This window comes from Nodosilinea sp. FACHB-131, from assembly GCF_014695395.1.
GTDB lineage: Bacteria > Cyanobacteriota > Cyanobacteriia > Phormidesmidales > Phormidesmidaceae > Nodosilinea.
The window spans coordinates 37927-61012 of record NZ_JACJOF010000041.1 but is presented as its reverse complement, the minus strand read 5'-3'; the positions used below and the strand labels follow the sequence as shown (position 1 = coordinate 61012).

20 protein-coding genes and 3 pseudogenes are annotated in these 23086 nt (G+C 51.8%); 14 read left to right on the top strand and 9 right to left on the bottom strand.

Annotation, left to right across the window (positions count from 1 at the left end):
* Both H6F75_RS26795 and H6F75_RS28655 read right to left on the bottom strand, forming a co-directional pair.
* A partial coding sequence (locus tag H6F75_RS26795) for a hypothetical protein (protein ID WP_190756301.1) occupies nucleotides 1–210 on the bottom strand: 210 nt, incomplete at its 3' end.
* 638 nt (nucleotides 211–848) lie between these two features.
* Nucleotides 849–983 carry a hypothetical protein gene (locus H6F75_RS28655; protein ID WP_277874293.1) on the bottom strand — a complete coding sequence of 45 codons (135 nt, stop codon included), beginning with the start codon at nucleotides 981–983 and terminating at the stop codon, nucleotides 849–851.
* Nucleotides 984–1195: 212 nt separating this feature from the next.
* Between H6F75_RS28655 and H6F75_RS29105 the strand changes: the two are divergent.
* From H6F75_RS29105 to H6F75_RS26785, 3 genes and pseudogenes are all read left to right on the top strand, one after another.
* Nucleotides 1196–1264, top strand: a pseudogene (locus tag H6F75_RS29105) (hypothetical protein); the annotation flags it as partial.
* A 107-nt stretch (nucleotides 1265–1371) separates the two neighbouring features.
* On the top strand, nucleotides 1372–1524 hold the full coding sequence (locus H6F75_RS29100) for a hypothetical protein (RefSeq protein ID WP_347710716.1): 153 nt from the start codon (nucleotides 1372–1374) through the stop codon (nucleotides 1522–1524).
* 74 nt (nucleotides 1525–1598) lie between these two features.
* Nucleotides 1599–3209 (top strand): ATP-binding cassette domain-containing protein, encoded by a 1611-nt coding sequence (locus H6F75_RS26785; RefSeq protein ID WP_190756299.1) that lies wholly within the window; start codon nucleotides 1599–1601, stop codon nucleotides 3207–3209.
* A gap of 178 nt (nucleotides 3210–3387) precedes the next feature.
* Here the strand turns inward: H6F75_RS26785 and H6F75_RS29095 are convergent.
* Nucleotides 3388–3527: pseudogene (locus H6F75_RS29095) on the bottom strand (IS1 family transposase); the annotation flags it as partial.
* 156 nt (nucleotides 3528–3683) lie between these two features.
* The gene (locus H6F75_RS26780) at nucleotides 3684–4604 is read right to left on the bottom strand and encodes a glucose 1-dehydrogenase (protein WP_206754706.1); all 921 of its coding nucleotides are present in this window, start codon (nucleotides 4602–4604) and stop codon (nucleotides 3684–3686) included.
* 610 nt (nucleotides 4605–5214) lie between these two features.
* Between H6F75_RS26780 and H6F75_RS26775 the strand changes: the two are divergent.
* Together H6F75_RS26775 and H6F75_RS26770 are read left to right on the top strand one after the other, a co-directional pair.
* Nucleotides 5215–5415: pseudogene (locus H6F75_RS26775) on the top strand (nuclease-related domain-containing protein); the annotation flags it as partial.
* Between the two features lie 134 nt (nucleotides 5416–5549).
* The gene (locus H6F75_RS26770; protein ID WP_190756295.1) at nucleotides 5550–6188 is read left to right on the top strand and encodes a hypothetical protein; all 639 of its coding nucleotides are present in this window, start codon (nucleotides 5550–5552) and stop codon (nucleotides 6186–6188) included.
* Between the two features lie 25 nt (nucleotides 6189–6213).
* Here H6F75_RS26770 and H6F75_RS26765 read toward each other — a convergent pair whose 3' ends face one another.
* Nucleotides 6214–6753 carry a site-specific integrase gene (locus H6F75_RS26765; RefSeq protein ID WP_190756293.1) on the bottom strand — a complete coding sequence of 180 codons (540 nt, stop codon included), beginning with the start codon at nucleotides 6751–6753 and terminating at the stop codon, nucleotides 6214–6216.
* Nucleotides 6754–6909 (bottom strand): hypothetical protein, encoded by a 156-nt coding sequence (locus tag H6F75_RS26760; protein WP_190756291.1) that lies wholly within the window; start codon nucleotides 6907–6909, stop codon nucleotides 6754–6756. It abuts the gene before it with no gap.
* Nucleotides 6910–7306: 397 nt separating this feature from the next.
* On the opposite strand from H6F75_RS26760, the gene H6F75_RS26755 reads away from it, so the two are divergent.
* The gene (locus H6F75_RS26755; protein WP_190756289.1) at nucleotides 7307–8287 is read left to right on the top strand and encodes a hypothetical protein; all 981 of its coding nucleotides are present in this window, start codon (nucleotides 7307–7309) and stop codon (nucleotides 8285–8287) included.
* 828 nt (nucleotides 8288–9115) lie between these two features.
* Here the strand turns inward: H6F75_RS26755 and H6F75_RS26750 are convergent.
* The 3 genes from H6F75_RS26750 to H6F75_RS26740 all read right to left on the bottom strand — a co-directional run bounded on the left by H6F75_RS26750 (nucleotide 9116) and on the right by H6F75_RS26740 (nucleotide 14173).
* The gene (locus tag H6F75_RS26750) at nucleotides 9116–11221 is read right to left on the bottom strand and encodes a hypothetical protein (protein ID WP_190756287.1); all 2106 of its coding nucleotides are present in this window, start codon (nucleotides 11219–11221) and stop codon (nucleotides 9116–9118) included.
* Nucleotides 11222–12398: 1177 nt separating this feature from the next.
* Nucleotides 12399–13067 carry a response regulator transcription factor gene (locus H6F75_RS26745; protein ID WP_190756285.1) on the bottom strand — a complete coding sequence of 223 codons (669 nt, stop codon included), beginning with the start codon at nucleotides 13065–13067 and terminating at the stop codon, nucleotides 12399–12401.
* The gene (locus H6F75_RS26740) at nucleotides 13064–14173 is read right to left on the bottom strand and encodes a HAMP domain-containing sensor histidine kinase (RefSeq protein WP_190756283.1); all 1110 of its coding nucleotides are present in this window, start codon (nucleotides 14171–14173) and stop codon (nucleotides 13064–13066) included. The genes H6F75_RS26745 and H6F75_RS26740 overlap by 4 nt, the downstream gene beginning before the upstream one ends.
* A 524-nt stretch (nucleotides 14174–14697) precedes the next feature.
* Here H6F75_RS26740 and kdpA point away from each other — a divergent pair.
* The 8 genes from kdpA to H6F75_RS26700 all read left to right on the top strand — a co-directional run bounded on the left by kdpA (nucleotide 14698) and on the right by H6F75_RS26700 (nucleotide 23036).
* Nucleotides 14698–16374 carry a potassium-transporting ATPase subunit KdpA gene (gene kdpA, locus H6F75_RS26735; protein WP_190756281.1) on the top strand — a complete coding sequence of 559 codons (1677 nt, stop codon included), beginning with the start codon at nucleotides 14698–14700 and terminating at the stop codon, nucleotides 16372–16374.
* A 56-nt stretch (nucleotides 16375–16430) separates the two neighbouring features.
* Nucleotides 16431–18521, top strand: a complete 2091-nt coding sequence (gene kdpB / locus H6F75_RS26730; protein WP_190756279.1) for a potassium-transporting ATPase subunit KdpB — start codon at nucleotides 16431–16433, stop codon at nucleotides 18519–18521.
* 67 nt (nucleotides 18522–18588) lie between these two features.
* Complete coding sequence (locus tag H6F75_RS26725) at nucleotides 18589–18780, top strand: potassium-transporting ATPase subunit F (RefSeq protein WP_190756277.1); 192 nt, start codon at nucleotides 18589–18591, stop codon at nucleotides 18778–18780.
* Nucleotides 18781–18823: 43 nt separating this feature from the next.
* Nucleotides 18824–19393, top strand: a complete 570-nt coding sequence (gene kdpC / locus H6F75_RS26720) for a K(+)-transporting ATPase subunit C (protein WP_190756275.1) — start codon at nucleotides 18824–18826, stop codon at nucleotides 19391–19393.
* Nucleotides 19394–19451: 58 nt separating this feature from the next.
* Nucleotides 19452–20543 (top strand): sensor histidine kinase KdpD, encoded by a 1092-nt coding sequence (locus H6F75_RS26715; RefSeq protein ID WP_190756273.1) that lies wholly within the window; start codon nucleotides 19452–19454, stop codon nucleotides 20541–20543.
* A gap of 514 nt (nucleotides 20544–21057) precedes the next feature.
* A complete protein-coding gene (locus H6F75_RS26710) occupies nucleotides 21058–21321 on the top strand; it encodes a hypothetical protein (RefSeq protein WP_190756271.1) in 264 nt (87 codons plus the stop codon).
* A gap of 586 nt (nucleotides 21322–21907) precedes the next feature.
* Nucleotides 21908–22384, top strand: a complete 477-nt coding sequence (locus H6F75_RS26705; protein WP_190756269.1) for a GNAT family N-acetyltransferase — start codon at nucleotides 21908–21910, stop codon at nucleotides 22382–22384.
* Between the two features lie 79 nt (nucleotides 22385–22463).
* Entirely contained in the window at nucleotides 22464–23036 is a 573-nt protein-coding gene (locus H6F75_RS26700; protein ID WP_190756267.1) for a dihydrofolate reductase family protein, read from the top strand.
* The last annotated feature ends 50 nt before the right edge of the window (nucleotides 23037–23086 follow it).

Sequence of the window (23086 nt, the reverse complement as noted above, 5' to 3'; positions counted from 1 at the left end):
CGCCACCGTCAGGCCCAGACTGGCAACGGCAGCCATCACCACCCAGCGATCGCTGCGAGAGAAGCCCGCCGCCGCTACAATCAGCGGGTACAGGTTAGCGTGGGCAAATCCCAAGGGCGTCAAGGTATCGGTAGCAAACGCCAACGCCAACCCGGCGAGAACGAACCCTTTGGTAAGACGAGGGGAGGGAGTGGAAACGAGAGGCGTCATAGCGGTACGGTGAGAAAATATCTCATGGTTAGCCTCCGGTGAGAGCTCGATGAATTTTGTAGGCCAACTCGGCCTGCTGGTAAGGTTTGTGCAGCAGTTATATCTCTGTCTTTAGCCCCTTCCAATGGGTCAAGACGTTCTCGGCATAGCCCGAGGTGACAGCACCCGCATCTGGGGGTAGCGAGCTTTCCTGACCAGAGGGGCAAGGGCATTGACGTGGTAAAAGCCGCCGATGTGGCTCTCTATCAGGCTAAGACCAGGAGACGCAATTGGGTGGTGGTCCACAGTGCCTGCAACGAAAGTGGGAAGTGTTCGTCCCCCAGGCTCCAGCGCCTGGAGGTAGCCCCAGTCAAGCCACAGAATTGCCTAGGCTAGTTGCCTCGCGCCGCAACCACTCCACAGTTGCATCTGCTGCGGAACCCCTCTCTACGCAAGGCATCTAAGTCAGTCGAGAGGGTTGGCTGCGACTTTTAGGTAGAAGGGCTGAGTGAGTAATCGTACAGAAACTTACGCTAAGGCTGTACAGCTCTGTCAGCAAGGCATAGAGGCTGCTATGACATTAACGACGAATAGCCTGACTCATCAGCTAGGCTTGTTATTAGAAATGGGTGAAATCAGCTGATTGGACTGAGGTTAGACTACTTTCCTAAAAATGTGCCGCCAATAAAACTATCTAGTGAAAAATCTAAGGCTCTAACCCTGATGCTGCCGTTGATTAGTTGCCGGGCGCGCAACTTTTTGAGACCAAAATTAGCATCAGCTAAAATCATCATTCAGTCCATAGCGAGGACGCCTTACCAATAGCCTCTACCCTATCTGATGCACATCAGGAGAGGGCAAAGGTCAATGGCATTTTTGAGCAAGGCACAACAACAAAGATATGGCTGCTATGTTGAGGAGCCGACGCCCGCTCAACTGGCCCGCTGTTTCCATCCGGACGTAGAGACAGGGCCTGGTTAATTGCCGACGCGGCGCTCACAACCGTTTGGGGTTTGCGATACAGCTTTGGACCGTTCGGTTCCTAGGAACGTTTCTAGTAGATCCCCTAGAGGTGCCACCCACCGTTGTCGCCCACATCGCTCCACAGCTAGGCATCAGTGATTGGGTTGTTTACCGTGCTATCTGGATCGCCCTGGCACTCATTGGGATTATGCTAATTAAATTCAACAGCATTACAATTATCTTGCTTTCAATGAGCAGCCGATTTACTGGCAATGTGTTCGTTGGCTGCATGGACGTGCCTGGATTGGTGATGAAAGCCCCAGCGTACTCTTTGATGTCACCACGGTCTGGCTAATTGAGCGGAAGGTCTAACGCCATGAAGTTTTTTCTAAGCTACAACCCCTCACCCCTTCCCCACGTTTCGGTGATTAGCCTTAGAAGTCAGCATGGCCAAAATACTCTTGTCTGCGCAAAATATCAGCTACGGGTTTGACCCGGTATCCTTTCTGTTTGAGTCCATTAACCTCAGTCTTCAGGTCGGCGATCGCGTTGCCCTGGTAGGGCGCAACGGCAGCGGCAAATCTACCCTAATAAAAATCCTGGCGGGGGACTTACAATCTACGCTGGGAAAAGTTTTGCGGTACGGATCGCTAGCCTACGTACCCCAGGCCAGCACCCTGGGGCCGACTGAGCCGACGGAGACCATTCTGGAAACCCTCAGTGCTGGCTCAGAAGACTGGTGGTGCATCGACGAGTTTTTAAGGACTCAGTTCGAGGTCGATTTAGATTTATCGTTGCCCACAGCTAGCTTGAGCGGTGGCGAATTGACGAAACTGCTGCTGGCGATCGCCCTCGCGCCAGCCCCAGACATACTGCTGCTGGATGAACCTACCAATCATCTGGATCTACTCGCATTAGATCACCTCCGCGCCTGCCTGGAGCAGTTTCAGGGGGCGCTGGTGCTAGTCTCCCACAAGCCCCACTTTCTCGATCAGGTGGCCTCCATTACCTGGGAGCTCACGCCCCAGGGGCTGAACGAATACGGCGGCAACTACACCCACTACCGCGAGCAAAAGCAAGCCTACCAACGGGCGGCAGAACGCTCCCACAAGGTGGCCAGAAAAGGCCTAAAACGCGCCCAGGCGATGGCCCAAGCTGAGCAAAAACGGGCAGCACAATCTCAGCGCAGTGGTGAGCAAAAAGCGGCGGGCGGCAGTATGGGCAAGATGGCCAAACACTATTTTGCCAATCGGGCCTCGGGCACCGCAAGCCAAGGAGCCAAGCGCAATCAAGCTGCCGTTGAGCAAGCGGCCCAACAGGTGGCCCAGACCAAGGTGAGAACCACCAAGGCCACCACCATTCACCTAGCGGAAACCAGTCAAAAGCGCCGCACGTTACTAGAAATTCGTGATGGCCACCTCAGGGTAGGGGGAAGAGTGCTGGTTCAAGATATTCAGCTGCAAATGGTTGCTGGCGATCGGGTGGCGCTCGCCGGGGGGAACGGCTCTGGCAAGTCCAGCTTAGTCAAAGCCATCTTTGCCACGGCTGAAACCGAGGCAATCCGGCTCGAAGCGGCCGGCCTGCGCCTCGCCAATCCCCTCAAGGTGGTGTACCTCGATCAGACCTATGGGTTGATTGATCGCCGCCACAGCGTGCTGGACAACATGCAAGCCACCAACCCGGCGCTGTCTTACCAACACCTGCGCCAGCAACTGGGGCATTTCCTGTTTTTTAACCCGGTGGTGGACAAACCTGCCTCGGCCCTGAGCGGGGGAGAACTGGCCCGACTAGCTCTGGCCATGATCAGCATTGCAGCCATTGACTTGCTGATTTTAGATGAGCCCACCAACAATCTAGATATTGAAACGGTTGAGACGATGATTGGGGCCATCAAGGACTACCAGGGGGCGCTGTGGGTGATTTCCCACGACCTGGATTTTTTGAGCCAAATCGAGATCGACCGAGCCTTTCAGCTCAAGCATCAAATCTTTCAGCCCATGAACTCTCTGCCTTGGGCCGTCGAGGCCTATAGCCAAGAGCTGCTGGAGAGTATCTGAACGGGCTTGGGCAACCCCTTTGATGGCCTAGCCAGATACCGACTGGTACATACTGCGAATACCCAACGGTATTTTTACAATGTCTACTTAAGCTCAGATTCTTGCCGCTGCCCGCCGCACGAACACCCATCCCTTTGGTGCGGCTATGCAATGCTGTGGCCACTACTAAACTAGGTGCTCGGAGGCGCGCTATTGGGGTGCCCGTCCGCTCATTAAATCGCTTGCCGCAGTCGTTGCAGCGATATCGCTAAGCAGCACACCGGCCGAGAGCGACTCCTGCCCATTTTTCACGACCTGGGGACTCTGGCAATGAGGACAATCCATGGCTCTGGAGTAGTTGCACTGCAACCATTTTACCCATCATCGCCTAACAGACCAGTCCCCACAGTTGAGCGGCGACAAACAAGACCGAAACGAAGAACAAAGACTCTGTTCGCCGCTCCAACGATTTGTTCGACCGGTTTACAGCAACGACTAGGCAGACAGTCCACCATCAACAATAAGTTCCTGACCTACAACGTAGGATGCTTCAGTTGAAGAAAGCCAAACAATTGCGGCTGCAATTTCCCCTGGCTCTGCACATCGACCAATTGGAATCGACGCAGCAAGCTCGTTCCTTGCTTCTTGCTGTTCCTGGAGTGATAGGTTTGCCCAACGCCGTTCTCGACGAGGAGTAAGGACTAGACCAGGACAAACAGAATTGATTCGGATACCCTTGCCGATGTATTCCAATGCCGCAGAACGGGTTAGACCTATCACACCATGTTTACTGGCACTGTAAAGTGCCCCCCTTGGAGTGCCACTTAACCCATTGATGGAGGAAACATTCACGATCGTTCCCCCTCCCTGCTGCAACATCTGCTTAATCTGTAATTTCATGCACAGCCACACCCCTTTGAGGTTGACGTTGAGCGTATCATCTACGTCTGATTCAGATAATTCAGATATAGGAGCAAGAACGACCTCCGCAGCCGCATTATTGACAGCGTGATCTAATCGACCATAATAATTGACTGTTTCTGAAATTAGAGCTTCGATGTCTGTCGCTTTTGCCATATCGGCTTGCACGTACAGCGCGTCTCCACCTGCTTGAATAATCTCGGCTTGTAATGCCTTTCCTTGTTCAACTCCACGAGCAGCAATGACAACACGCGCACCACGAGCAACAAACTCAAGCGCTGTAGCACGACCAATCCCCATGCTTGCGCCTGTTACAAGTGCAACTTCATCTTTAAAGGTTGGCATAAACTTTAGAACGAGATTGATGCAATCAAATTTTAGCGTACTGAAAGAACAAGGAAACGATACGACTAACCTGTACACCGTTGGCAGATTTGAGGCAATAGCAGTTGCTGGCAGCTGTGTCTTCGAGAATGCTGTCGACGATGTACCCATGACTCAACGGCCCCGCAACCCTCAATTGGGAGGAACTCCATCAGCCCGTATGGTGGCCAGGTTAGTTGCCCCGCGCCGCAACTACTCCATGGTTAGATCTGCTGCGGAAGCCCTCTCTATACAAGGCATCCAAGTCAATTGAGAGATTTGGCTGTGACTTGTAGATAGAACGGCAAAATCAGGCTTTGGGACAACTGGCACAGAACAGCACAGGCCAAATCAAGTCCATTTTTCAGTGCTACTGGCACAGAGCACATTTGCTTACAGCCTATGGCAAAAAATCCCATGTGATCTCTTCCTGGCTGAGCTTCTGTTGCGTCGGCTGTGAGTCCATGGTGCCCTTGCTAGTGGGGGCGATCGCCAGTGAATATTGAGAGCCCCCCTCCCACATAGCAGATTAACCCACTGCTATGTGGGAAACGCTCTTTTGGTGGGGGGCCTATCTGGAACTCACATAGCCCCCCCATTCCGCCAAACTAGCACAGCTACTGAGGGGCGGGCTAGGGTGCGATCGCCACCAATTGACTCAAGATTCTGTGAGTTCAATGCACCGTCACCATCGGAATCGTCTGCCAAGGGCATACTGAGGGCAATCAAAGGGTTTTAGCCCATAGCTACTCTCATCCCCTCCTACAGCAGCTGCGCCTCTCGCATGACCGGGGGAGAGCACCGCCTGGCCCAGCGGATCGAAGCCAAGCTCGATGATGACTACCTGCTCTGGTATAACGTACCCGTAGGCCCCAAAGCCCTGCATCCTGATTTCATCCTCCTGCACCCGTCACGGGGTCTCTTTGTGCTGGAGGTCAAAGACTGAAAGCTAGACACCATAAAGTCTGTGAACCCTGATGAGTTTGCGATCGCGAGCGGGATAACGTATCAAATTATCAAGGGTACAGATGCTGCTGCTGGGAAATATCAAGCTCTATTGGATAAAAGTGAAGACTAATGATTATAAGCAACGATGAGAAAGGCTTTCCATCAAAATGGATTGACTATCAAGCTCAGATGAAGGCGAGTAGCGCAAACTTTTGTGACCTTTTAGGATTGGGCTCAGATCCAGGAAATATCAATCGTTTTGCTGCGCGCTTTAGAGTTGCCAATTGCTTCAAAAAGCTAGAACTAGAAGGATATTCATCTAATACAGAAATAGGCTACAGCTCTTTATGTCATGTATTTCTCGCTTGGTCAGCTTTTGAAACATTACTAGATCTGAAAGACACAAAAGTATCTAGCATAGAGAATTCGTTAAAGACTTATGGAGCAGATAACTCGTTGCTCCAAATCAAAACATTGGACGTAGGCAATAAGTTTTATAATTTCATTCATGAAAGAGTTAATCCAACGCACCAAAAAGAGTTGGATAAATATTTTCAAAGTGATCCATGCAACATAGCCTATTTGGCCTCGGCAATTCGCCACATATTTGCTCATGGATGGCTTACGCCAAATGCAAATGAAGTAGATCCTAAAATTGTTGCTGAAATATGTCAGACTCTGTGCGAATTCTTAGTGGAAGTGATGGATTCAGAATTCACGCTTCATTACGAGAAAGCTATGCAAGAACTCCGAGGAGACCAAGAGTAAGAAAAAATCTATCTCCTGAATTACTCTACAACTGCGCGATCGCATCCACCTTCTCCTCCTCCGACACATCGAGGTACCGCTGCAGCGCCGCCATCGACGACCACCCGCCCAAGTCTTGGATCGCCTTTAGCCTCACCCCCGCTTTATCGAGCCGAGTTGCCCATGTTCGCCGGTTGCTATGGGTGCTGTATCCCCTCAGGCCTAGGCGGTCGCACGCCTTTCGCAGCGCCGCATCACAAGCCTGTCGCGTAATCGGCCCCCGGCCGCCCCGCCCCGGAAACAGATAGCCACAGTTGGGTAAATCTGCTGCTGATAGCACCACCCTCAGTTTGGGATGAATCGGCACCGCTCGTGTCCGTTTCGTTTTTGTCGTCGCCTTGCGCAGCACTAGCGTCTCCCCCACCATATCCTCCGCTCGCAGTTGCCGCGCCTCACTTACCCGGCAGCCCGTGTAGTAGCAGATCGAAAACAGCGATCGCATCTTCGGGCTGAGTTCCCCCATCACCCGCTCGAACTGATCCGCCGTCCAAATTTCGGCCTGGTCGTGACGATCGCGCTTAGGCATCTACATCTCCTCCAGCGCAGACTCGTCATACCAAAGGGCGAACGCCTCACCGATCTCCTCGTCTTCTTCCTCAATGACTTGCACCAGGTATTGCAGCGAGTTCAATGCGCGATACTTCACCCCGATCACCACGCCATTGCCCTCGTTGGTGGCCACCGGCTGACCCAACGTAAACTGGGGAGACCCTAGACTCAACTGGATCCGTTCTAGGTCAACCATACAAGACTTGCTCTTTTTGGAATTTCAGCAAGTATAGTTTATCCGCATAGCAAGGGTTTTGGCGGTTTGACGCAAAACCAAAAGGGCTTATTGGGAATAAGCCGCCGTTGTTGGGAATGGTAAGCCGCCGAATGTGCCCTGATTATTAGGCTAATCGTCTTTCCTTGCCTTACCCGACTGCAACTTCACGATTACCTACCGCACCTAGTGATCGCCCTTATCGGCATATAGGCATAATTGCGTTGATAGCTGTCGGCTCTAATCAGAGATAGAATACTCGCGAGATATGATTTTTATCCTTAAAACCAGTTCTAACTTTTCTGAGGATAAGTTCATGGAATATGTTCCGACCAAAGGTGATTTGATTAAATATATTGATGCTAAAGGGCAAAAAAGAACCATTCCTTTCCAGGAATATAAACAAATACAGACAAGCCATATTGCAGAAGTCGATAGGGATCTAGGCATTCAGCGGGATCATACTCCTGCTGTACTTTTGATCTTGCCGCCAGAACACCCTAATACCGATCCTTGTATGAGATTAGCTGCTGCACTTCAAGAGATTCCACATAGGCAGTCACTATCACTTGAAACTCAAGATGCTAAACATTGGATGCGTTGCTTGCAACTGTATTGGAATGCAAAGGCACTGGCTTTAGCCTATCAGATTTACCCTCTGCCCGTGCCTGATCCTATGGCTGAGGGAGGAGTGATTCAGGAGAAACTCTTGCCTGACGCATCTTTTCGAAATATGAGGTTGGATGTAATTGCTGATAAAAGTTGGTACTTTTTGCTAAAGGCTGGTGAAAATTACATCAAAGAGTGGGCTGAAGAAAGTAAAATAATCTATCCGTTCGATTCTGTTGATGACCTCTTTTTGGAAACTCTGGTTAATAGCTTTGAGATCGAAATTAAGAATAACTTATTATGTATCGATTCTGGTAAAGAGTCTAAGAAAACTACAAGAAATCACTATCGTCAATGGCTTGGTTTTTTAAGAGGAAGATATGATGGCGAGCCCAAAGAGGTTGAGTATGAGCGTATCTTGTTGGGAATGCAGTGGAAAGGATATGCACTTTTAGCGCTGCGTAAACTTCATCGACATAAGAAGATTGGCAAACTCTGGAAGCTTTACTTTAAAGCGCACAACCCGCTAGTTGAGTTTATGGATAATACTGTTTTCTGGGAAGATGGTATTCCCTACCAGTTAGGAAATGTGCCGTCGACAGGGCATCGAACCCGTAAGAAGGTGCCTATCACTAGCTCCATTGGTTCCGATGGTCTTTTCTGTTGGGATGTCTCAAGTAGATTGTAGTAGACCACAGCTTAATCGCCTTAGAGAGGCCCATCTTGAGAAAAGAACTTCTCAAGATGGGCTTTTTGATTGGGCGATTTATCTCAAGACGCCAATGTAAATAAAATCGCCCAAAAATCCACCTCTCCCTTTTTTGAAATAAATCTATCCCATGGCTCAGCAACAAGAGCTGAGCATTGGATAGCTATTAGATCCATTAAAAGGAGAACTATGGATGACAATTCCTTGCCTATACCAAAACGAAGGAAATCTAAAGGAACAAGAGGACAACCCTTAATCTACGATGAACTTAAAAAGCCTCGTTCTATCGCCTTAACTAACACAGCTATCAATATTGCGGATCAGTTGTGCCAGGAGTTTGACCTGTTATCTCGAGGAAACACTATCGAGGTGCTTCTGAGAGCCAGTAGGGCCATTTCCCACGACACGCTTTGCCAAGCTATTTCACAAACTTTCAATTCTACTGGACGAGAAAGACCCCGATCGAAATCCGATCAATAGTCACAGCACAACTTTGTTATGAACAAGCCTCAGTATTTATTAAGAGCTGAATAGGTCTTGAGAGTCAGTTGAATTCCTCAACCAATTCCCCAGACGAATGTAGGTCCGTCCGCAAATTCACAGCACCAATTAACTTCAGCTTTAATCTGACCTACGATCGCCTCCCAGTTAGGCGGGTAAAGCTTGCGGTCTATGAGTATGGGACTGACTCCTCTGTGAGCAGTTTTTGCGTCACTCTACTGGCCATAAGGTTTCGGACGGACCTGTGCTTGCGTGAGTGGGATAACGGCCGACCTGTCTGAATCGGCCGTTATCCTCAGATTGTTCTTATCCTCCAAGGACGACTTTTTGAACTGTCTGCAATTCCTCCTTTGAAAGTCTCGGTAGAAGGTGTAGTACCTTTCTCAGTTCAACACCTGTTTTATCGGTCGTATGTTCCTCTATTTGAGCGAGGTACTCCAGTAGATCTTCATCAACTGCCTCCTCAATAGGGCGACGTTTATCTTCTGGGGTTGACTTTTCATAAGTTCGCTTGAGAATGTCGTAGGAGGTTCCCATCGCATAAGCCAAAGAGTGAACGGCCTTATCCCCAAGACCTACTTGAAAAGCCCAGGTCGCCCAGATGTTACGCATCATATGTGGTGCGATACGCTTCCCCGTCCATTGATGGGCGGCCCGTGCCAATGAACTTGACATCTTACTGGGAGTGTAGGCCCGACCCGTATTTGGCGTAGGGAAACAAGGCATCCATGGCCAATCGCCCACTTTAGGATGGCTAACGTGCTGTAGGGCAGGCTGAAACTCCATCACCCCACCGGTGAGCCATCGCCCCCGCCGTCCCTTCAGTTCTGGATCCCACCAATCGTAGAGTGAAGCCGCTTCGTGAGTGCCGCCGCAATACCAAGTGCCGTAGAGATAACTTTCAAGGTAGTCATAGATCGGCTTGCCGTCAGGCATCATTCGGTTTGGGAGAATAATGTCCTGCTGGCCATAGGTGCGATTAGTCTTGTAAGTCGTAATTTGGCGGATCCAAATCCCTTTGGGGTACTCCTTGCCGTGGTGAAAATAGGTTTTGTACAGGTAGTTATCTTTTGGCTTTCCCTCGGCATCCAATTCTCTCACTTCCGCGGGTGGGAGAGGATGGTAAAAGCCATCCGGTGGTACCTCCCGAGGGCGAGTGATAGGGCATGCCAAAGCAATACGGCGAGTACGGAACTCTTGTTGCCGACGGGGTGGCTCGAAGGCAAGCTCGGCCCACATCAAGAACGTCGCATAAAACTTGGCTTGCGATAGGTTTTTGTGCAGTGTGCCACATGCTGATCGAGGTCGACACCGCAAACACAAGTTGGTGAGGAGGCCTTGGCGCAGCACAGCCAACGCTGTCGTATTAGGCGGTGTGTCAGGCCACTTCTTACTGCGATCTGCTACAGACTTATTCTGCCGTTTCCACTCAGTTGCTTTGTCTTTCCATTCGCGACGGAGATCTGCAATTGCTTGGAAGATGGGAATCTGGTTGTATTCCGATAGAGACTCTACTTCGTGTCTGTACAGCCAGTGAGCAATGCGCTGAAGGCTGTGCAGTCGTCCTAGGCGCGTGTTGGGGCTGTAGGCTCCTACGTGGTCCCCCATAAACTCAAAATAGTTGTGAACCCAAGCTTTGACCGTAGCTTTTGCCTCCCGCCACTTCTGCTTTTGTACTTTGGGGCTCAAATCTTCCAACTCATCTACTGTGATGACTGGAATCAAAAGCTGCAACGATAGGTCATTGGGTGTTATCTCCGGTTGGTAATAGTGTATCCACCAGCCTAGGAATAATTCAGCGGTTTCAATGTGTTTATTAGCTGTTGATTCGCTGCAGATCTTAATTGCACGACTGAGATAGTGAGACGCACAGCAAAATGCTCTAAAATCCTCTAGCTCGGCTTGAAGCTGTGTAATAATTTCATCAGAGGTAAGGCGGTATCTCCACTTTCTATTGCATTTCCCAGGCATCACTATCGTATGTGTCATATCTCCTAACCCAGGGAGTGGCGGAGCGCATTCATCCTGAAACCGAATCGACTTTCGGTATCCGGGATACCAGGGTTGCTCGGCAGCAAAATCATGAACCTTTCGTAACCTTCCTCCGTAGGTGTTACGGATAGAGAGCTTGATGTGGCGTTCTTCAAAATACGCATCCATCAACCCCAACATCTTGGGTAGAAGTTGGACTGACTTAGTCGACAAAAAGGCCATAGCTGCTTTTTGATCAACCTTCCTCATCCGTTTTCTGGAATGAGGTGGTTGGAATCCTAGAGCCGGGGCCAAAAAGCGAGCAGCTCCACTTTTGACTTCTCGACAGATATTTTTAGCGCGATCTTCAGGCTGAGTTAAATGGATTAAATCACAGAATTGCTCAATGACTTCTCCAATGGAGTCCGGAATGTTTTGCATGATAATATTACCAAAAATTTACGTGGATAAGCCGAGATCATTTTTAGCCCTTACGCAAGAGCTAAAGCGAGAGGTAAGAAGAGCTATAGGAATTCTGAAAAAATCTCAATAAGGCCAACTTATATTGATATTTTTCAAAACCCTAACAAGTAATCAAGGCAACTCGCTTGCTATTGAACTGGCCTGGAAAACCTATAAAAGCCTTTGAAGTGAAGCATGTTGGCTCCTGTCCAGGCATTTATAGCAATATAAAAAGGATGATATACCAATACTAATTAGCTATTAAATATAAGCTAACACCCCAGATTTTGGGGTTTATTGACCACTTACAACTACTCACCACTCTCACTCTCTTTAGGTTTATTTTCGATTAGCTCATGCTCAAGTGCTAAACCCTTAAAATCCAGGTATTTCCTAATTTCTTTTCTAGCCCTGATGGTCTATTGAGACATCGATTATGAGCAATGTTTTCTAAGAGAGCGCTAACTAATCAACCAATTTGGTCAGCCATCTCCTTTAAGGACTCATAGCCTGCTTGAGTGATTGAAAAAGTTTTGTTCGTCTTGGCTCAGATTTCTGCTCAGGGACATTGCGCATGGACTTTCAGCAGGATGCTGCCGAGTCATGTCCATTTTCTGGCAGAACTCTGCCGAGCATTTTCAAGCAGAGGCTGAGCTAGACGGGAAGACTTGTGCACTTCGGTTACCCTACTTCATAGCCCCTGAGCATATGTGCTCTGTGCCAGTTGGACTGAAAAGTGGACTAGGTTTGGCCTGTGCTGGCTTGTGCCAGTTGTCTCAAAGCCTGGTCCTGCCGTTCTACCTACACAACGCAGCTAAAACTCTCGATTGGCTTGCATGCCTTGTGTGGAGAGGGTTTCTGCAAGAGACGCAGTCGCGGCATGGTTGCGGCGCGGGGCAACTATCCTGGGCCACAGAGCAGCCTGATCGAGGTTCCTCCCAGGTGTCGGGGTCTTAGCTTTCCTTCCATTAGACCGAAATAGTCCCGGGTTGATGTGAAGGTAAAGATAATTGGTGCGATCGCCGCTGGAGCTGAAGGGTTGGCGATATTGAATTTCTCGGCGTTGCTGATTCTAGGTATGAACTGATTGCTATAACTATTAGAACCTCGTTCAATTTTTTCAAAGCAATTCCGCTATTCAGCAATGCCAATTGTTCTAGGGCGACACTAGACCCATTTGAATTGCCAGGATGACTGCCTGGGTACGATCGCGCACCGCCAGCTTCTGCAAAATGGCGTGGACATGGACGCGCGCCGTGCCAGGAGCAATATAGAGGGTCTCGGCAATTTCCTGGTTGCTCTGCCCAGCAACCATCAGCGCTAAAATCTCTTGCTCGCGCTTGGTGAGAGCGGCCAGGGTGGTCGGGGCATCGGCAGGGGGCGGTTCTAGAGTGGGCGATCGGAACGCCGCCTGAATTTCCTGGGAGGCAGTTGCGTCCCACCAGGTAGCTCCCATCGCGACGGAACGAATCGCCAGCACCAGCGCCTCGGCGGCAATGCCCTTGACGCAGTAGCCCTGGGCCTGGGCTTCGATCAGGCGGGCAATCAAAGCGGGCTGGTTGTGGGAGGTGAGAGCTAGCACCGGCAGGTCGGGGTGCTGCTGCTTGATCTGGCGGCAGGCTTCAATGCCGCCAATCCCCGGTAGGCCAATGTCCAGCAGCACCACGTCGAAGGGCTGCTGATCGACCAGGGCAATCGCCGTTTCGCCGTCCTCTGCTTCGGCGGCAACCCTCAGCGTGGGTTCCTGCTGTAACCGAATGGAAAGCCCCAGGCGAAACAGCTCATCGTCTTCGACCAGGAGAATAGTGATCGGCTGGTCGGTCATTGGGAGTTAGCGGCGCGTACCATCAAGCTATTATCCTGCACCGGGGGCTGGGCGGGCAGCCGAAAGGCAAATACTGCGCCCCGGGTCTGGCGTGACGTGGCCCAGATGGTGCCAGCGTGGGCCTCCACAATTTGGCGGCTAAGGTAGAGGCCCAGCCCAGTGCCCTTGGCCTGACGATCGCCCTGGCCCTGGTAAAACCGCCCAAATAGGTGGGCCATTTCATTGGCCGCGATGCCCTGACCCTGGTCGAGCACCTGCACTAGGCAATCATCTCCCCTATGGCGAATCACCACCTCTACCAGGCTGCCCCGCAGGGAATGGTGAATGGCATTGGCAATTAGGTTGCTCAGCACCCGCTGGAGCTGGAGCACATCGGCCCTGACCCAGCAGGGTTGGCGAAAGTCGGACTCCCCTTGGTGCAGGCGAATGCGAACCTGCCGCGAGGCAGCTAAGGCCGTGAGCTGCATGATCGTGTCCTCCGCCAGAGCCACCACATCCACCGCCGTAAGATTAAGTCGTAGCCCCTCGCTGTCGTTGCGATAGACATCCATCAGAGTTTCGACCAGTTGCAGAGTGGTTTCGTGGCTGCGAGTCATGATGGCGATCGCCCGCCGCTGAGCCGAGGTGACCGCTCCAAACTGCTCAGTATCTAGGGCGTGGAGAGTCTCTATTGCCCCCAGCAGCGGTGTTTTCAAATCATGGGTCAGGGTTGAGACAAAGTCCTCTCGCATCCGGGCCAGCTGGGCCTGAGCCAAGATTTGAGCGTGCTGGTGGGTGATGGCCTTTTCGTAGCGCTGAATGCGATCGCTTAGCCACCCTGTTACCACCAGCGCCAGAACGGTGATGGCTCGGTTGGCAATAGTCACCGTAGTGGTTGGCTCCAGGCCAGGAAGCACCAGATTGAGCAGGGTGAGGGCAATAGCGATCGCCGTCACCCATCGCGTCGCCCCCCGTCCCAGCTGCCCACTGGCCAGCAACACCGCTCCAATGTACAGATAGCCAAACACGTAGGGCGGTGGCGTGCTGTATTCCAACACAATCACCACGACAAAGAGGGCGGCAATCAGCCAATGGGTTCGTTGCCAATTGGGTTTGAGGCGGCGCATGCGGTGGGGAATGAGGAAGGGGCATAGTGGGCTGGAGCGTTAGAAGGTTAGAACGTGCTAACGTTTTACGCCTTTAATGGGTTGATTTGTCAATCTATTCTAGGCATTGATTCGAGTTAATTGGCAGTACTTAGGTCAAATGATATAGATTATTAATTAAATATCTAAACACTTCTATTTCTGCGGTTTAGATAATTCAATATAATTTCGTCGTAAACAGCTTTCCATACCTTGCTTTTTGCAAAAAAAGCATCAGAATAAAATTGTTCTGTACATTATTTGGCCAAAAGATTAGCTCTATGAAGGCAAAGTTTTTAAGTTTTTTAGGGGCGGTTGGGTAGGGAGACGAGTTCATGCTTACGAGAACCCCATAGTTAAAGGTAAGGATTAGCTGATTGCAATCGCAATGAATCCTTCTATTTCACTTGCCTTGGAAAATTCTTTAATCCCAAGCAAGAAGTAGCTTGGGATTGCCTATTTTCTGATGCACCATTTAGCTTTTCTGTCCTCACTTTTTGAGTCTAATGCTGCAAGGCTTTCTTCAAATCGCTCTAATGTTGGCTATTTTGGTCACTATCGCACCGCTTCTGGGGCGCTATATGGCCCAGGTGTTTCTCGGTGAGAAAACCTGGCTTGATCGAGTTGCTTCTCCGGTAGAGCGGGTGGTGTTTGCGGGGTCTGGCGTGCTCGATGGCCGCCCAATGACTGGTGGGCAGTATATTCGCGCCGTGCTAGTCAGCAACCTCGTGATGATTGTTTTGGTCTACGCCATCTTTATGCTCCAGGGGGTGCTGCCCTTAAACCCGACAGGATTGAAGGCTCCCAGCTGGCACCTGGGCTTACACACCGCCATTTCTTTTGTGACCAACACCGACCAGCAGCACTACTCGGGTGAAACCACGTACAGCTATTTCAGTCAGGTGGGGGCGCTGGGGTTTTTGATGTTTACCTCGGCCGCTACGGGCATTGCAGTGGCGATCGCCTTTATTCGCGGGCTGACGGGGCGACCTTTGGGGAATTTCTACACCGATTTAATTGTGTCCCTTACCCGTATTTTGCTGCCGATTTCGATTGTGGGGGCGATTGCCCTGCTAATTGCCGGGGTACCCGAAACCTTTGCCGCGCCTGCCCAGACCACAACATTAGAAGGGGCCACCCAGTTTATCGCTCGTGGCCCCGTGGCCCACTTTGAAGTGATCAAGCAGCTGGGCGAAAACGGCGGCGGCTTCTTTGGCATCAACTCCGCCCACCCCTTCGAAAACCCCAACAACTTTTCCAACTTGTTAGAGACGTTGTTGATGCTGGTCATTCCCGCCGGGCTGATTTTTACCTACAGCATTATCGCTGGCAATTCTAAGCAGGGTTGGCTGCTGTTTTGGATGGTGTTTATCGTTTTTGCCGTATTCACGGTCATTACCGCCGTCGGCGAATACCAGGGTAACCCGCTAGTAAACCAGGTGCTCGGCAACCCGCAGCCCAACTTAGAAGGAAAAGAGACCCGCTTTGGCCCTTTTCTGACGTCGCTCTGGGCCGTTGCTACCACCGGTACCATGTGCGGCGCAGTCAACGGCATGCACGATTCCCTCATGCCCACGGGCGGCTTCATGACCCTCTCCAACCTGTTTTTACAAATCGTCTGGGGAGGTCAGGGCACTGGCACCGCCTACCTGTTTGTGTATTTAATTTTGACCGTGTTCTTGACCGGGCTGATGGTAGGGCGTACCCCAGAGTTTCTAAGCCGTAAAATCGAAAAGCGCGAAATCGTTTTAGCCAGCGCCATTCTGCTGGTTCACCCGATCGCTATTCTCATTCCCGCCGCCATCACGCTGACCTTTCCCGAAACCCTAGCGGGTATTAGTAACCCCGGCTTCCACGGCATTTCTCAAGTGGTCTACGAGTATGCCTCTGCCGCCGCCAACAACGGCTCTGGCTTTGAGGGTCTGGGCGATGCCACCCTGTGGTGGAACCTCAGCACTAGCTTTTCGCTGCTGGTCGGTCGCTACGCACCTATCGTTGCCCTGATATTTCTCGCCGCCGGCATGGCCCGTAAGCAGACCGTCCCCGAAACCGTCGGCACCCTGCGCACAGATACGACACTATTCACCGGAGTTACCGCCGGAGCCATTCTCATCCTCGGAGCCCTTACCTTTCTCCCCGTGTTGGCGCTGGGGCCGGTGGCCGAAGCCTTCAATTTAGGGTAACTCCCGATTTCCTAATCCTTTAACGCTCCGACGTTCCAACGAATTTTCTTAAATCTATGACACCTGCCACCCTTCCCTTAAACCAACCTGGCGGGCCGCGCCAGCAGCGCAAGCACACCCCCAAGGCCAATATGGCTGACCTGTATCAGCGAGCTTTTGCAGATGCCTTTCGCAAGCTCAGCCCTCGGGTGATGATCAAGAACCCGGTGATGTTTGTAGTTTGGGTTAGCACGCTGATCACAGCTCTGCTAACGGTAAACCCCAATTTGTTTGGCCTTGATACGGACGGTGGTGCGGCGCTATACAACGGATTAATTACGCTGATTTTGCTGTTTACGCTGCTATTTGCCAACTTTGCCGAGGCGGTAGCCGAGGGTCGGGGTAAAGCCCAGGCCGATGCCCTGCGGTCTACCAAGTCAGATACGGTGGCGCGGCGCTTGCAGTCAGATGGCTCTACCGAGGAGGTGAGTTCTACCAGCCTGCGGCGGGGCGATCGGATCAAAGTGATCGCGGGCGACATGATTCCTGCCGATGGCGAGGTCGTTGATGGGGTGGCTTCAGTGGACGAGTCGGCGATTACCGGCGAGTCGGCCCCGGTGCTGAAAGAACCGGGCTCAGACGTGGCCAGTTCGGTGACGGGAGGCACGCGAATTATCTCTGATGAGCTGATTTTGCAGGTGACTTCGGACCCTGGCAAAGGCTTTATCGATCGCATGATCGCCCTTGTAGAAGGGGCCGAGCGCAGCAAAACCCCCAACGAGATTGCCCTGACCGTACTGCTGGCGGTGCTCACCCTGGTATTTTTAATTGTGGTGGCTACCCTGCCGCCCCCCGCTAACTACGTCAACAGCCCGGTGGACATCACGCTTTTGATTGCCCTGCTGGTAGCGCTGATTCCGACCACCATTGGTGGGCTGCTGAGTGCGATCGGTATCGCCGGTATGGATCGGGTGGCGCAGTTTAACGTCGTAGCTACCTCCGGGCGAGCAGTGGAAGCCTGTGGCGACATCAACACCCTGGTGCTCGACAAAACCGGCACCATCACCCTGGGCAATCGCCTGGCAGAAGAGTTTATCCCCGTCAACGGCTATAGCCAGACAGATGTTGCCACAGCGGCCCTAGCCGCCAGCGTGTTTGACACCACTCCCGAGGGCAAGTCGATCGTGCGCCTGGCTGAAAAGCTGGGGGCGACCGTTTCCTTTAACAAAGACAAGGCTGAGGGGGTCGAGTTTTCGGCCCGCACCCGTATGAGCGGCACTGACCTGCCCGACGGCGGAGAAATTCGCAAAGGGGCCGTAGATGCCATTCGGGGCTTTGTACGCTCGCGAGGTGGCCAGGCCCCTGCCGAACTCGACCAAGCCTTTGAGCGAGTCTCGCGCCTGGGCGGCACCCCCCTAGCCGTCTGCCAAAACAGTGACATTTACGGCGTCATCTACCTCAAAGACATTATCAAACCCGGCATTCGAGAACGCTTTGACCAACTGCGCCGAATGGGAGTGCGCACCGTTATGCTGACCGGTGACAACCGCATCACCGCATCAGTGATTGCCGAGGAAGCTGGGGTAGACGACTTTGTGGCCGAGGCCACCCCCGAAGACAAAATTCAGGTGATCCAGGCTGAACAGGCGCAGGGCAAGCTGGTGGCCATGACTGGCGACGGCACTAATGATGCCCCCGCTCTGGCCCAGGCCAATGTGGGTGTGGCCATGAACTCCGGCACCCAGGCCGCTAAAGAAGCCGCCAACATGGTGGACCTCGACTCTGACCCTACCAAGCTGATCGACCTGGTCACCATCGGCAAGCAACTGTTAATTACCCGAGGTGCCCTCACCACCTTCTCGTTGGCTAATGACGTCGCCAAATACTTTGCCATCATCCCGGCAATGTTCGCAGCAACAGGCATCGGTGCTCTGAACGTGATGGGCCTCAGCAGCCCCCGCACCGCTGTACTCTCGGCACTCATTTACAACGCCCTAATCATCCCCGCCTTGATTCCTCTGGCTCTAAAGGGAATCGAGTTTCGCCCGCTGACCGCCAATCAACTGCTCCAGCGCAACATCCTCATCTACGGCTTAGGCGGCATTATCGCGCCGTTTATCGCCATCAAGGTGATCGATGTGGGGGTGTCGGCGGTTACGAATTTTTAGGGCTTTGGCACGTTCGGAGTTCGGACGTTCGGCTATCTCAATCATCCATCACGAAACAGTTTTTCTCATGAAACCTACTCTTCCCAAGATTTTGCTGCTGGGTTTGTTGGCTAATGCTGCAATCGCACCCGCCCTCTACAGCGCTACTGGCCCCGATATCCCCCGGGGCACCGCCTATGCCATCGGCCTGTTAGGCATCGTTGTGGTGGGCCTTGCCATTTATCTAGCTACAGTGATTGTCCAACCCGAAAAGTTCTAATCCCCCAATATTGAAACGGTCAAATTTCTACCCCAACCATCCCATGCAAGACCTCATTATCAGTATCCGCAGCATCGCCACCCTCTGGATTTTGACGGCGTTTCTGTATCCACTTCTAATTTTCCTAATTGGTCAAACGGCGTTTTCCTATCAGGCTAACGGCAGCCTATTGAGGAATGCCCAGGGCGAGGTTGTGGGTTCAGCGTTGATTGGTCAAACCTTCACCGCCGATGAGTACTTCTGGAGTCGCCCCAGCGTCATTGCCTACAGTGAAGGAGACGATGCTAGCCCCACTGGCCTATCTGGCAGCAGCAACCTGGCCCCCGATAATCCCGAACTTTTGGAGCGCATTCGGGCCGAAGCTCAGCGCCTTCGCAGTGAGAGAACTGAACCCACTGCCGGTCTGCTCTATGCCTCTGGGTCCGGCCTTGACCCGCACATTAGCCCTACGGCCGCTGAATCCCAAGTGGAGCGGGTGGCCCAGGTGCAGGGGCTGTCGGTGGACGAGGTGCGATCGCTCATCGCCCAACATACCGACCGTCGTTTTCTGGGTATCTTCGGCGAGCCTGGCGTCAACGTCCTGACCCTAAATTTGGCCCTAGATAGCCTCTGAAATACGGCGTCAGCACGTGCCAACGTTCAAACGCTCTCACACTCCTGTATCCCTCTTCATGTACCACCCCACCCAATGCCTCCCTTCCCCTCGCCGAGGCAAGCACAAAGTCTTTATCGGCATGGCTCCTGGCGTGGGCAAAACCTATCGCATGCTGGAGGAAGGTCAACGACTCAAGCAGGAAGGGTTTGATGCAGTGATTGGGTTGTTGGAAACCCACGGACGAACAGACACCGCCGAAAAAGCCGTTGGGCTGGAGCAAGTCCTTCTGAAACCAATGACCTGGCAAGGGCGCAACCTGATGGAAATGGATACCCAGGGCATCATTGACCGTCGCCCGCAATTGGTACTCATTGATGAGTTAGCTCATACCAATGTCCCCGGCTCTCCACGGGAAAAACGTTACCAAGATGTAGAGGTGATTTTAGCGGCGGGGGTTGATGTATTTTCCACAATTAATATTCAGCACCTGGAGAGTTTGAATGACCTGGTGCACAAAATCACTGGAGTGGTGGTGCGCGAACGGGTGCCCGACCGCCTGCTCGACGAAGCCGATGAAGTGGTAGTTATCGACGTCACCCCTGAAACCTTGCAAGAGCGCTTGCAGGAGGGCAAAATTTACGCCCCCGCTAAGATTGATCAGGCGCTGCAAAATTTCTTTCAACGACGCAACTTGGTGGCCTTGCGGGAACTGGCCCTGCGCGAGGTAGCTGACAACATTGAAGAAAATGGACGAGAGGGCAACGCTCAGAGCTACTGCAACATCCAAGAACGCACTCTGGTCTGTGTTTCAACTAATCCCAACTCAATTCAGTTGTTGCGACGAGGGGCGCGCATTGCTAGCCAAATGAATAGTCGCTTCTATGTGCTATTTGTCGCCCATCCCCATCAGTTTTTGTCTAAGGTAGAAGCTCTCCATATCGAAACCTGCAAACGGCTCTGCGAGGAATTCGAAGGCGAGTTTCTGCGGGTAGAGTCAGAGGATGTGGTAAAAGCCATTGCCAGCATTGCTGCCGAAAATCACATCAGCCAAGTTGTTTTGGGCGAAACCCACCGATCTCGCTGGCAACTGCTCACTAAAGGCTCAATTCTACAGCGGCTGATGCGAGCTCTTCCTAGCGTAGATCTTCATATCATTGCAACCAAGTAGTTTGGAACTCTTTCGGACACTATCTCCCTCTATCGGTTGAAACGTTGCGCTAAGAGAGTTGAGTAGTTGCCTGCGCGCATAACTAGCCAATCTGGCTTGCCCCACACCTGTACTTACGAAAGAGCTGCAAAGAGAGATTGTGATGCTGCTCTGCGGCGCGGGGCAACTAGCCGATGCCACTGTATGGCCTGATCGGGGTTCCTCCCAGGTGCCGAGGCCTCAGCTTTCCTGCCATTGGACAAAAATGGTTCCAAGGGGAGGGTAAAGATAATTAGTGCGATCGCGGCTAGAGTTGAAGAGCTGGTTATACTAACTTTTTCTACCTAATCACCCCTATAGGAATATTAGACGGAAATTTTCTCTCTAATAACGAGTTATGCCGCTGCTTATCTTGGTCGTTATTAAGTAGGGAACACACTACTCGTTGTCCTATATGGCTTGATGCACTAAGCAATTGAAGCGTTATGGTTAAGAGAAAATAATTCGCTCTTCTTTAAGACACTGGAGTAACGCTATGATTTACGATTCGCTTGAGAAGCGTATTCGTGCTGAAGCCTTAATTTTAAAAGCGCAACAGCAACTGAAGCTGGCAGCGTTAGATTTTGGAATGCGGTTTGCTCCAAGTCTGCGTCAACGCATTGAAACCTTAATTAGGCAGTTGCAAGCAAGTTTAATCGAAGGGGATGAAATCCACATTCAGCAATACTCTGCTGACCTCCAGTTTGAATTGAACGAGTTAGATCAACAGGTGCGCCAGCAAAATCCACCGAACTTCTAAGGCGTTTTTAGTTATGAATGCACAAAAATTGGGAGATGAACCGATTAACTTTTACCCTCCATCTTCTATTTTCTAAGAAACTATTTCTGACCGATGACCGCAAATGTCAAAAGTCCCGTTCACCCAAGCGGGCTTCTAGTGAATAAGCACGATCGACCCCTGATGTAACTGGTTTTGGCGAAATTGAGCCGGATTGGATAGGTTTCGACGCTTTGGAGGCGCGATATGCTTTTCCCAGGTGATTTGGTGCTTGGACAAAAGAGACCGCCGTCCAACACGTCACGGCAGCGGACAGTTGAAAGCTGCTGGTGCTGAGGTCAAGGTTATCTGCCGCCGCTGCGTTTTGCCGTTAGACCGCCTCTGCTAGGAGGTAGCTGAGGTGATTATCGAGCAAGCCGAGTGCTCAATGGCTTCAAACTGCTGAAGGCGAGTAGGTTAAGTAGTTGCCTGCGCTTGCAACTAGCCGGCCTAGCTTACCCCATCTCGTATTCGGCGTTGAGGCTGAGTTTTTTCCACCTAAGATCCCTCAGCGGTCGATTGTTAAGCTAGACAACGGCAAGCAATCCAATTTTGGCTAGGTAAGGCTGTGGCTAAAGTTCATTTACGCAAAGTGACGCGCGAGAATTTCCGAGAATGCTTAAATCTTCAGGTTACGGAGTTGCAGAAGGATTGGGTTGCAGCTAACACACAGTCTCTCGCAGAAGCGTATGTTGATCCCAATCTTTTTCCTCTGGGCGTCTACGATGCTGCTGCCTGTGGTTATGAACAACCTGAAGTGCCCATGATTGGATTCACGATGTATGAACTTGCCGCAGGTGTAGGATTCATTATGCGGCTGATGATCGATGAAAAGTACCAGGGGAAAGGTTATGGACGAGCTACTATGCTTGAAGTGGTTCGTCGCCTTAAGCTGCATCCTGATGTTGAAATCATCGCGACTAGTTATCGAAAAGGGAATGAAATAGCGGCACGTTTGTATCAGAGTTTAGGGTTTCGCCAATGGAACATCCCTTATGCCATTTCTCATCCGACAGAAGTGTATGTAAAGCTGGAAGATTTATGATGTTGGCAGCCGCATAACCGCTAGACAGCAACGTTCGGCAACTCCCATCAACTAGGCTCACTCCCCCAGCAATCATCAGATGCGAAAGCTGATCTACTACATCGCGTGTACCGTCGACGGCTTCATCGCCCGTAAGAACGGCACCTTCGACTTCTTCCCAATGACGGGCGAGCACATCCCGCACATCGTACAGGAGTATCCCGAGACAATCCCTACGCACTTCCGTGAAGTCATGGGTGCGAAAGGAGAGAATCGTCACTTCGACACAGTGATCATGGGTCGGGATACGTATGAAGTCGGCGCGTCAGCTAGGATGACCAGTCCGTACTCGCACCTCAAGCAGTACGTCGTGTCCACTACCATGGCAGCAAGTCCGGATCCTGACGTCGAGCTCATTTCTGACGACCCAATCGGCTCAGTACGCGTGCTCAAGGAGCAGGAGGGTCTCGACATCTGGCTGTGTGGTGGCGGCCGGCTTGCCGCTACGTTGCTCAATGAGATCGACGAGGTGATTCTGAAGATCAACCCAGTCATTCTAGGAATAGGCACCCCCCTCTTTTGCCTCGGTGAGCAGGTGGTAATGCTTGAGCTCACGGATGCCAGGACGTTTGTCGGTGGCGTAGCCATTCACCGGTACCGCGTTATCCGCTAGCTCGCATCGCCCCGCCGCCGAACCAGGCGTTGTAGCCGACGCCGGGTCTC

Excerpts from the sequence above, each read along its gene's own strand:
- H6F75_RS26700 (WP_190756267.1), top strand. The coding sequence starts at position 22,464 with ATGCGAAAGCTGATCTACTACATCGCGTGTACCGTCGACGGCTTCATC.
- H6F75_RS26770 (WP_190756295.1), top strand. The coding sequence starts at position 5,550 with ATGATTATAAGCAACGATGAGAAAGGCTTTCCATCAAAATGGATTGAC.
- kdpA (WP_190756281.1), top strand. The coding sequence starts at position 14,698 with ATGCTGCAAGGCTTTCTTCAAATCGCTCTAATGTTGGCTATTTTGGTC.
- H6F75_RS26740 (WP_190756283.1), bottom strand. The coding sequence starts at position 14,173 with ATGCGCCGCCTCAAACCCAATTGGCAACGAACCCATTGGCTGATTGCC.
- H6F75_RS26785 (WP_190756299.1), top strand. The coding sequence starts at position 1,599 with ATGGCCAAAATACTCTTGTCTGCGCAAAATATCAGCTACGGGTTTGAC.
- H6F75_RS26750 (WP_190756287.1), bottom strand. The coding sequence starts at position 11,221 with ATGCAAAACATTCCGGACTCCATTGGAGAAGTCATTGAGCAATTCTGT.
- H6F75_RS26780 (WP_206754706.1), bottom strand. The coding sequence starts at position 4,604 with ATGGGTACATCGTCGACAGCATTCTCGAAGACACAGCTGCCAGCAACT.
- H6F75_RS26715 (WP_190756273.1), top strand. The coding sequence starts at position 19,452 with ATGTACCACCCCACCCAATGCCTCCCTTCCCCTCGCCGAGGCAAGCAC.
- H6F75_RS26725 (WP_190756277.1), top strand. The coding sequence starts at position 18,589 with ATGAAACCTACTCTTCCCAAGATTTTGCTGCTGGGTTTGTTGGCTAAT.
- H6F75_RS26745 (WP_190756285.1), bottom strand. The coding sequence starts at position 13,067 with ATGACCGACCAGCCGATCACTATTCTCCTGGTCGAAGACGATGAGCTG.
- kdpB (WP_190756279.1), top strand. The coding sequence starts at position 16,431 with ATGACACCTGCCACCCTTCCCTTAAACCAACCTGGCGGGCCGCGCCAG.
- kdpC (WP_190756275.1), top strand. The coding sequence starts at position 18,824 with ATGCAAGACCTCATTATCAGTATCCGCAGCATCGCCACCCTCTGGATT.
- H6F75_RS26710 (WP_190756271.1), top strand. The coding sequence starts at position 21,058 with ATGATTTACGATTCGCTTGAGAAGCGTATTCGTGCTGAAGCCTTAATT.
- H6F75_RS26765 (WP_190756293.1), bottom strand. The coding sequence starts at position 6,753 with ATGCCTAAGCGCGATCGTCACGACCAGGCCGAAATTTGGACGGCGGAT.
- H6F75_RS26755 (WP_190756289.1), top strand. The coding sequence starts at position 7,307 with ATGGAATATGTTCCGACCAAAGGTGATTTGATTAAATATATTGATGCT.
- H6F75_RS28655 (WP_277874293.1), bottom strand. The coding sequence starts at position 983 with ATGATGATTTTAGCTGATGCTAATTTTGGTCTCAAAAAGTTGCGCGCC.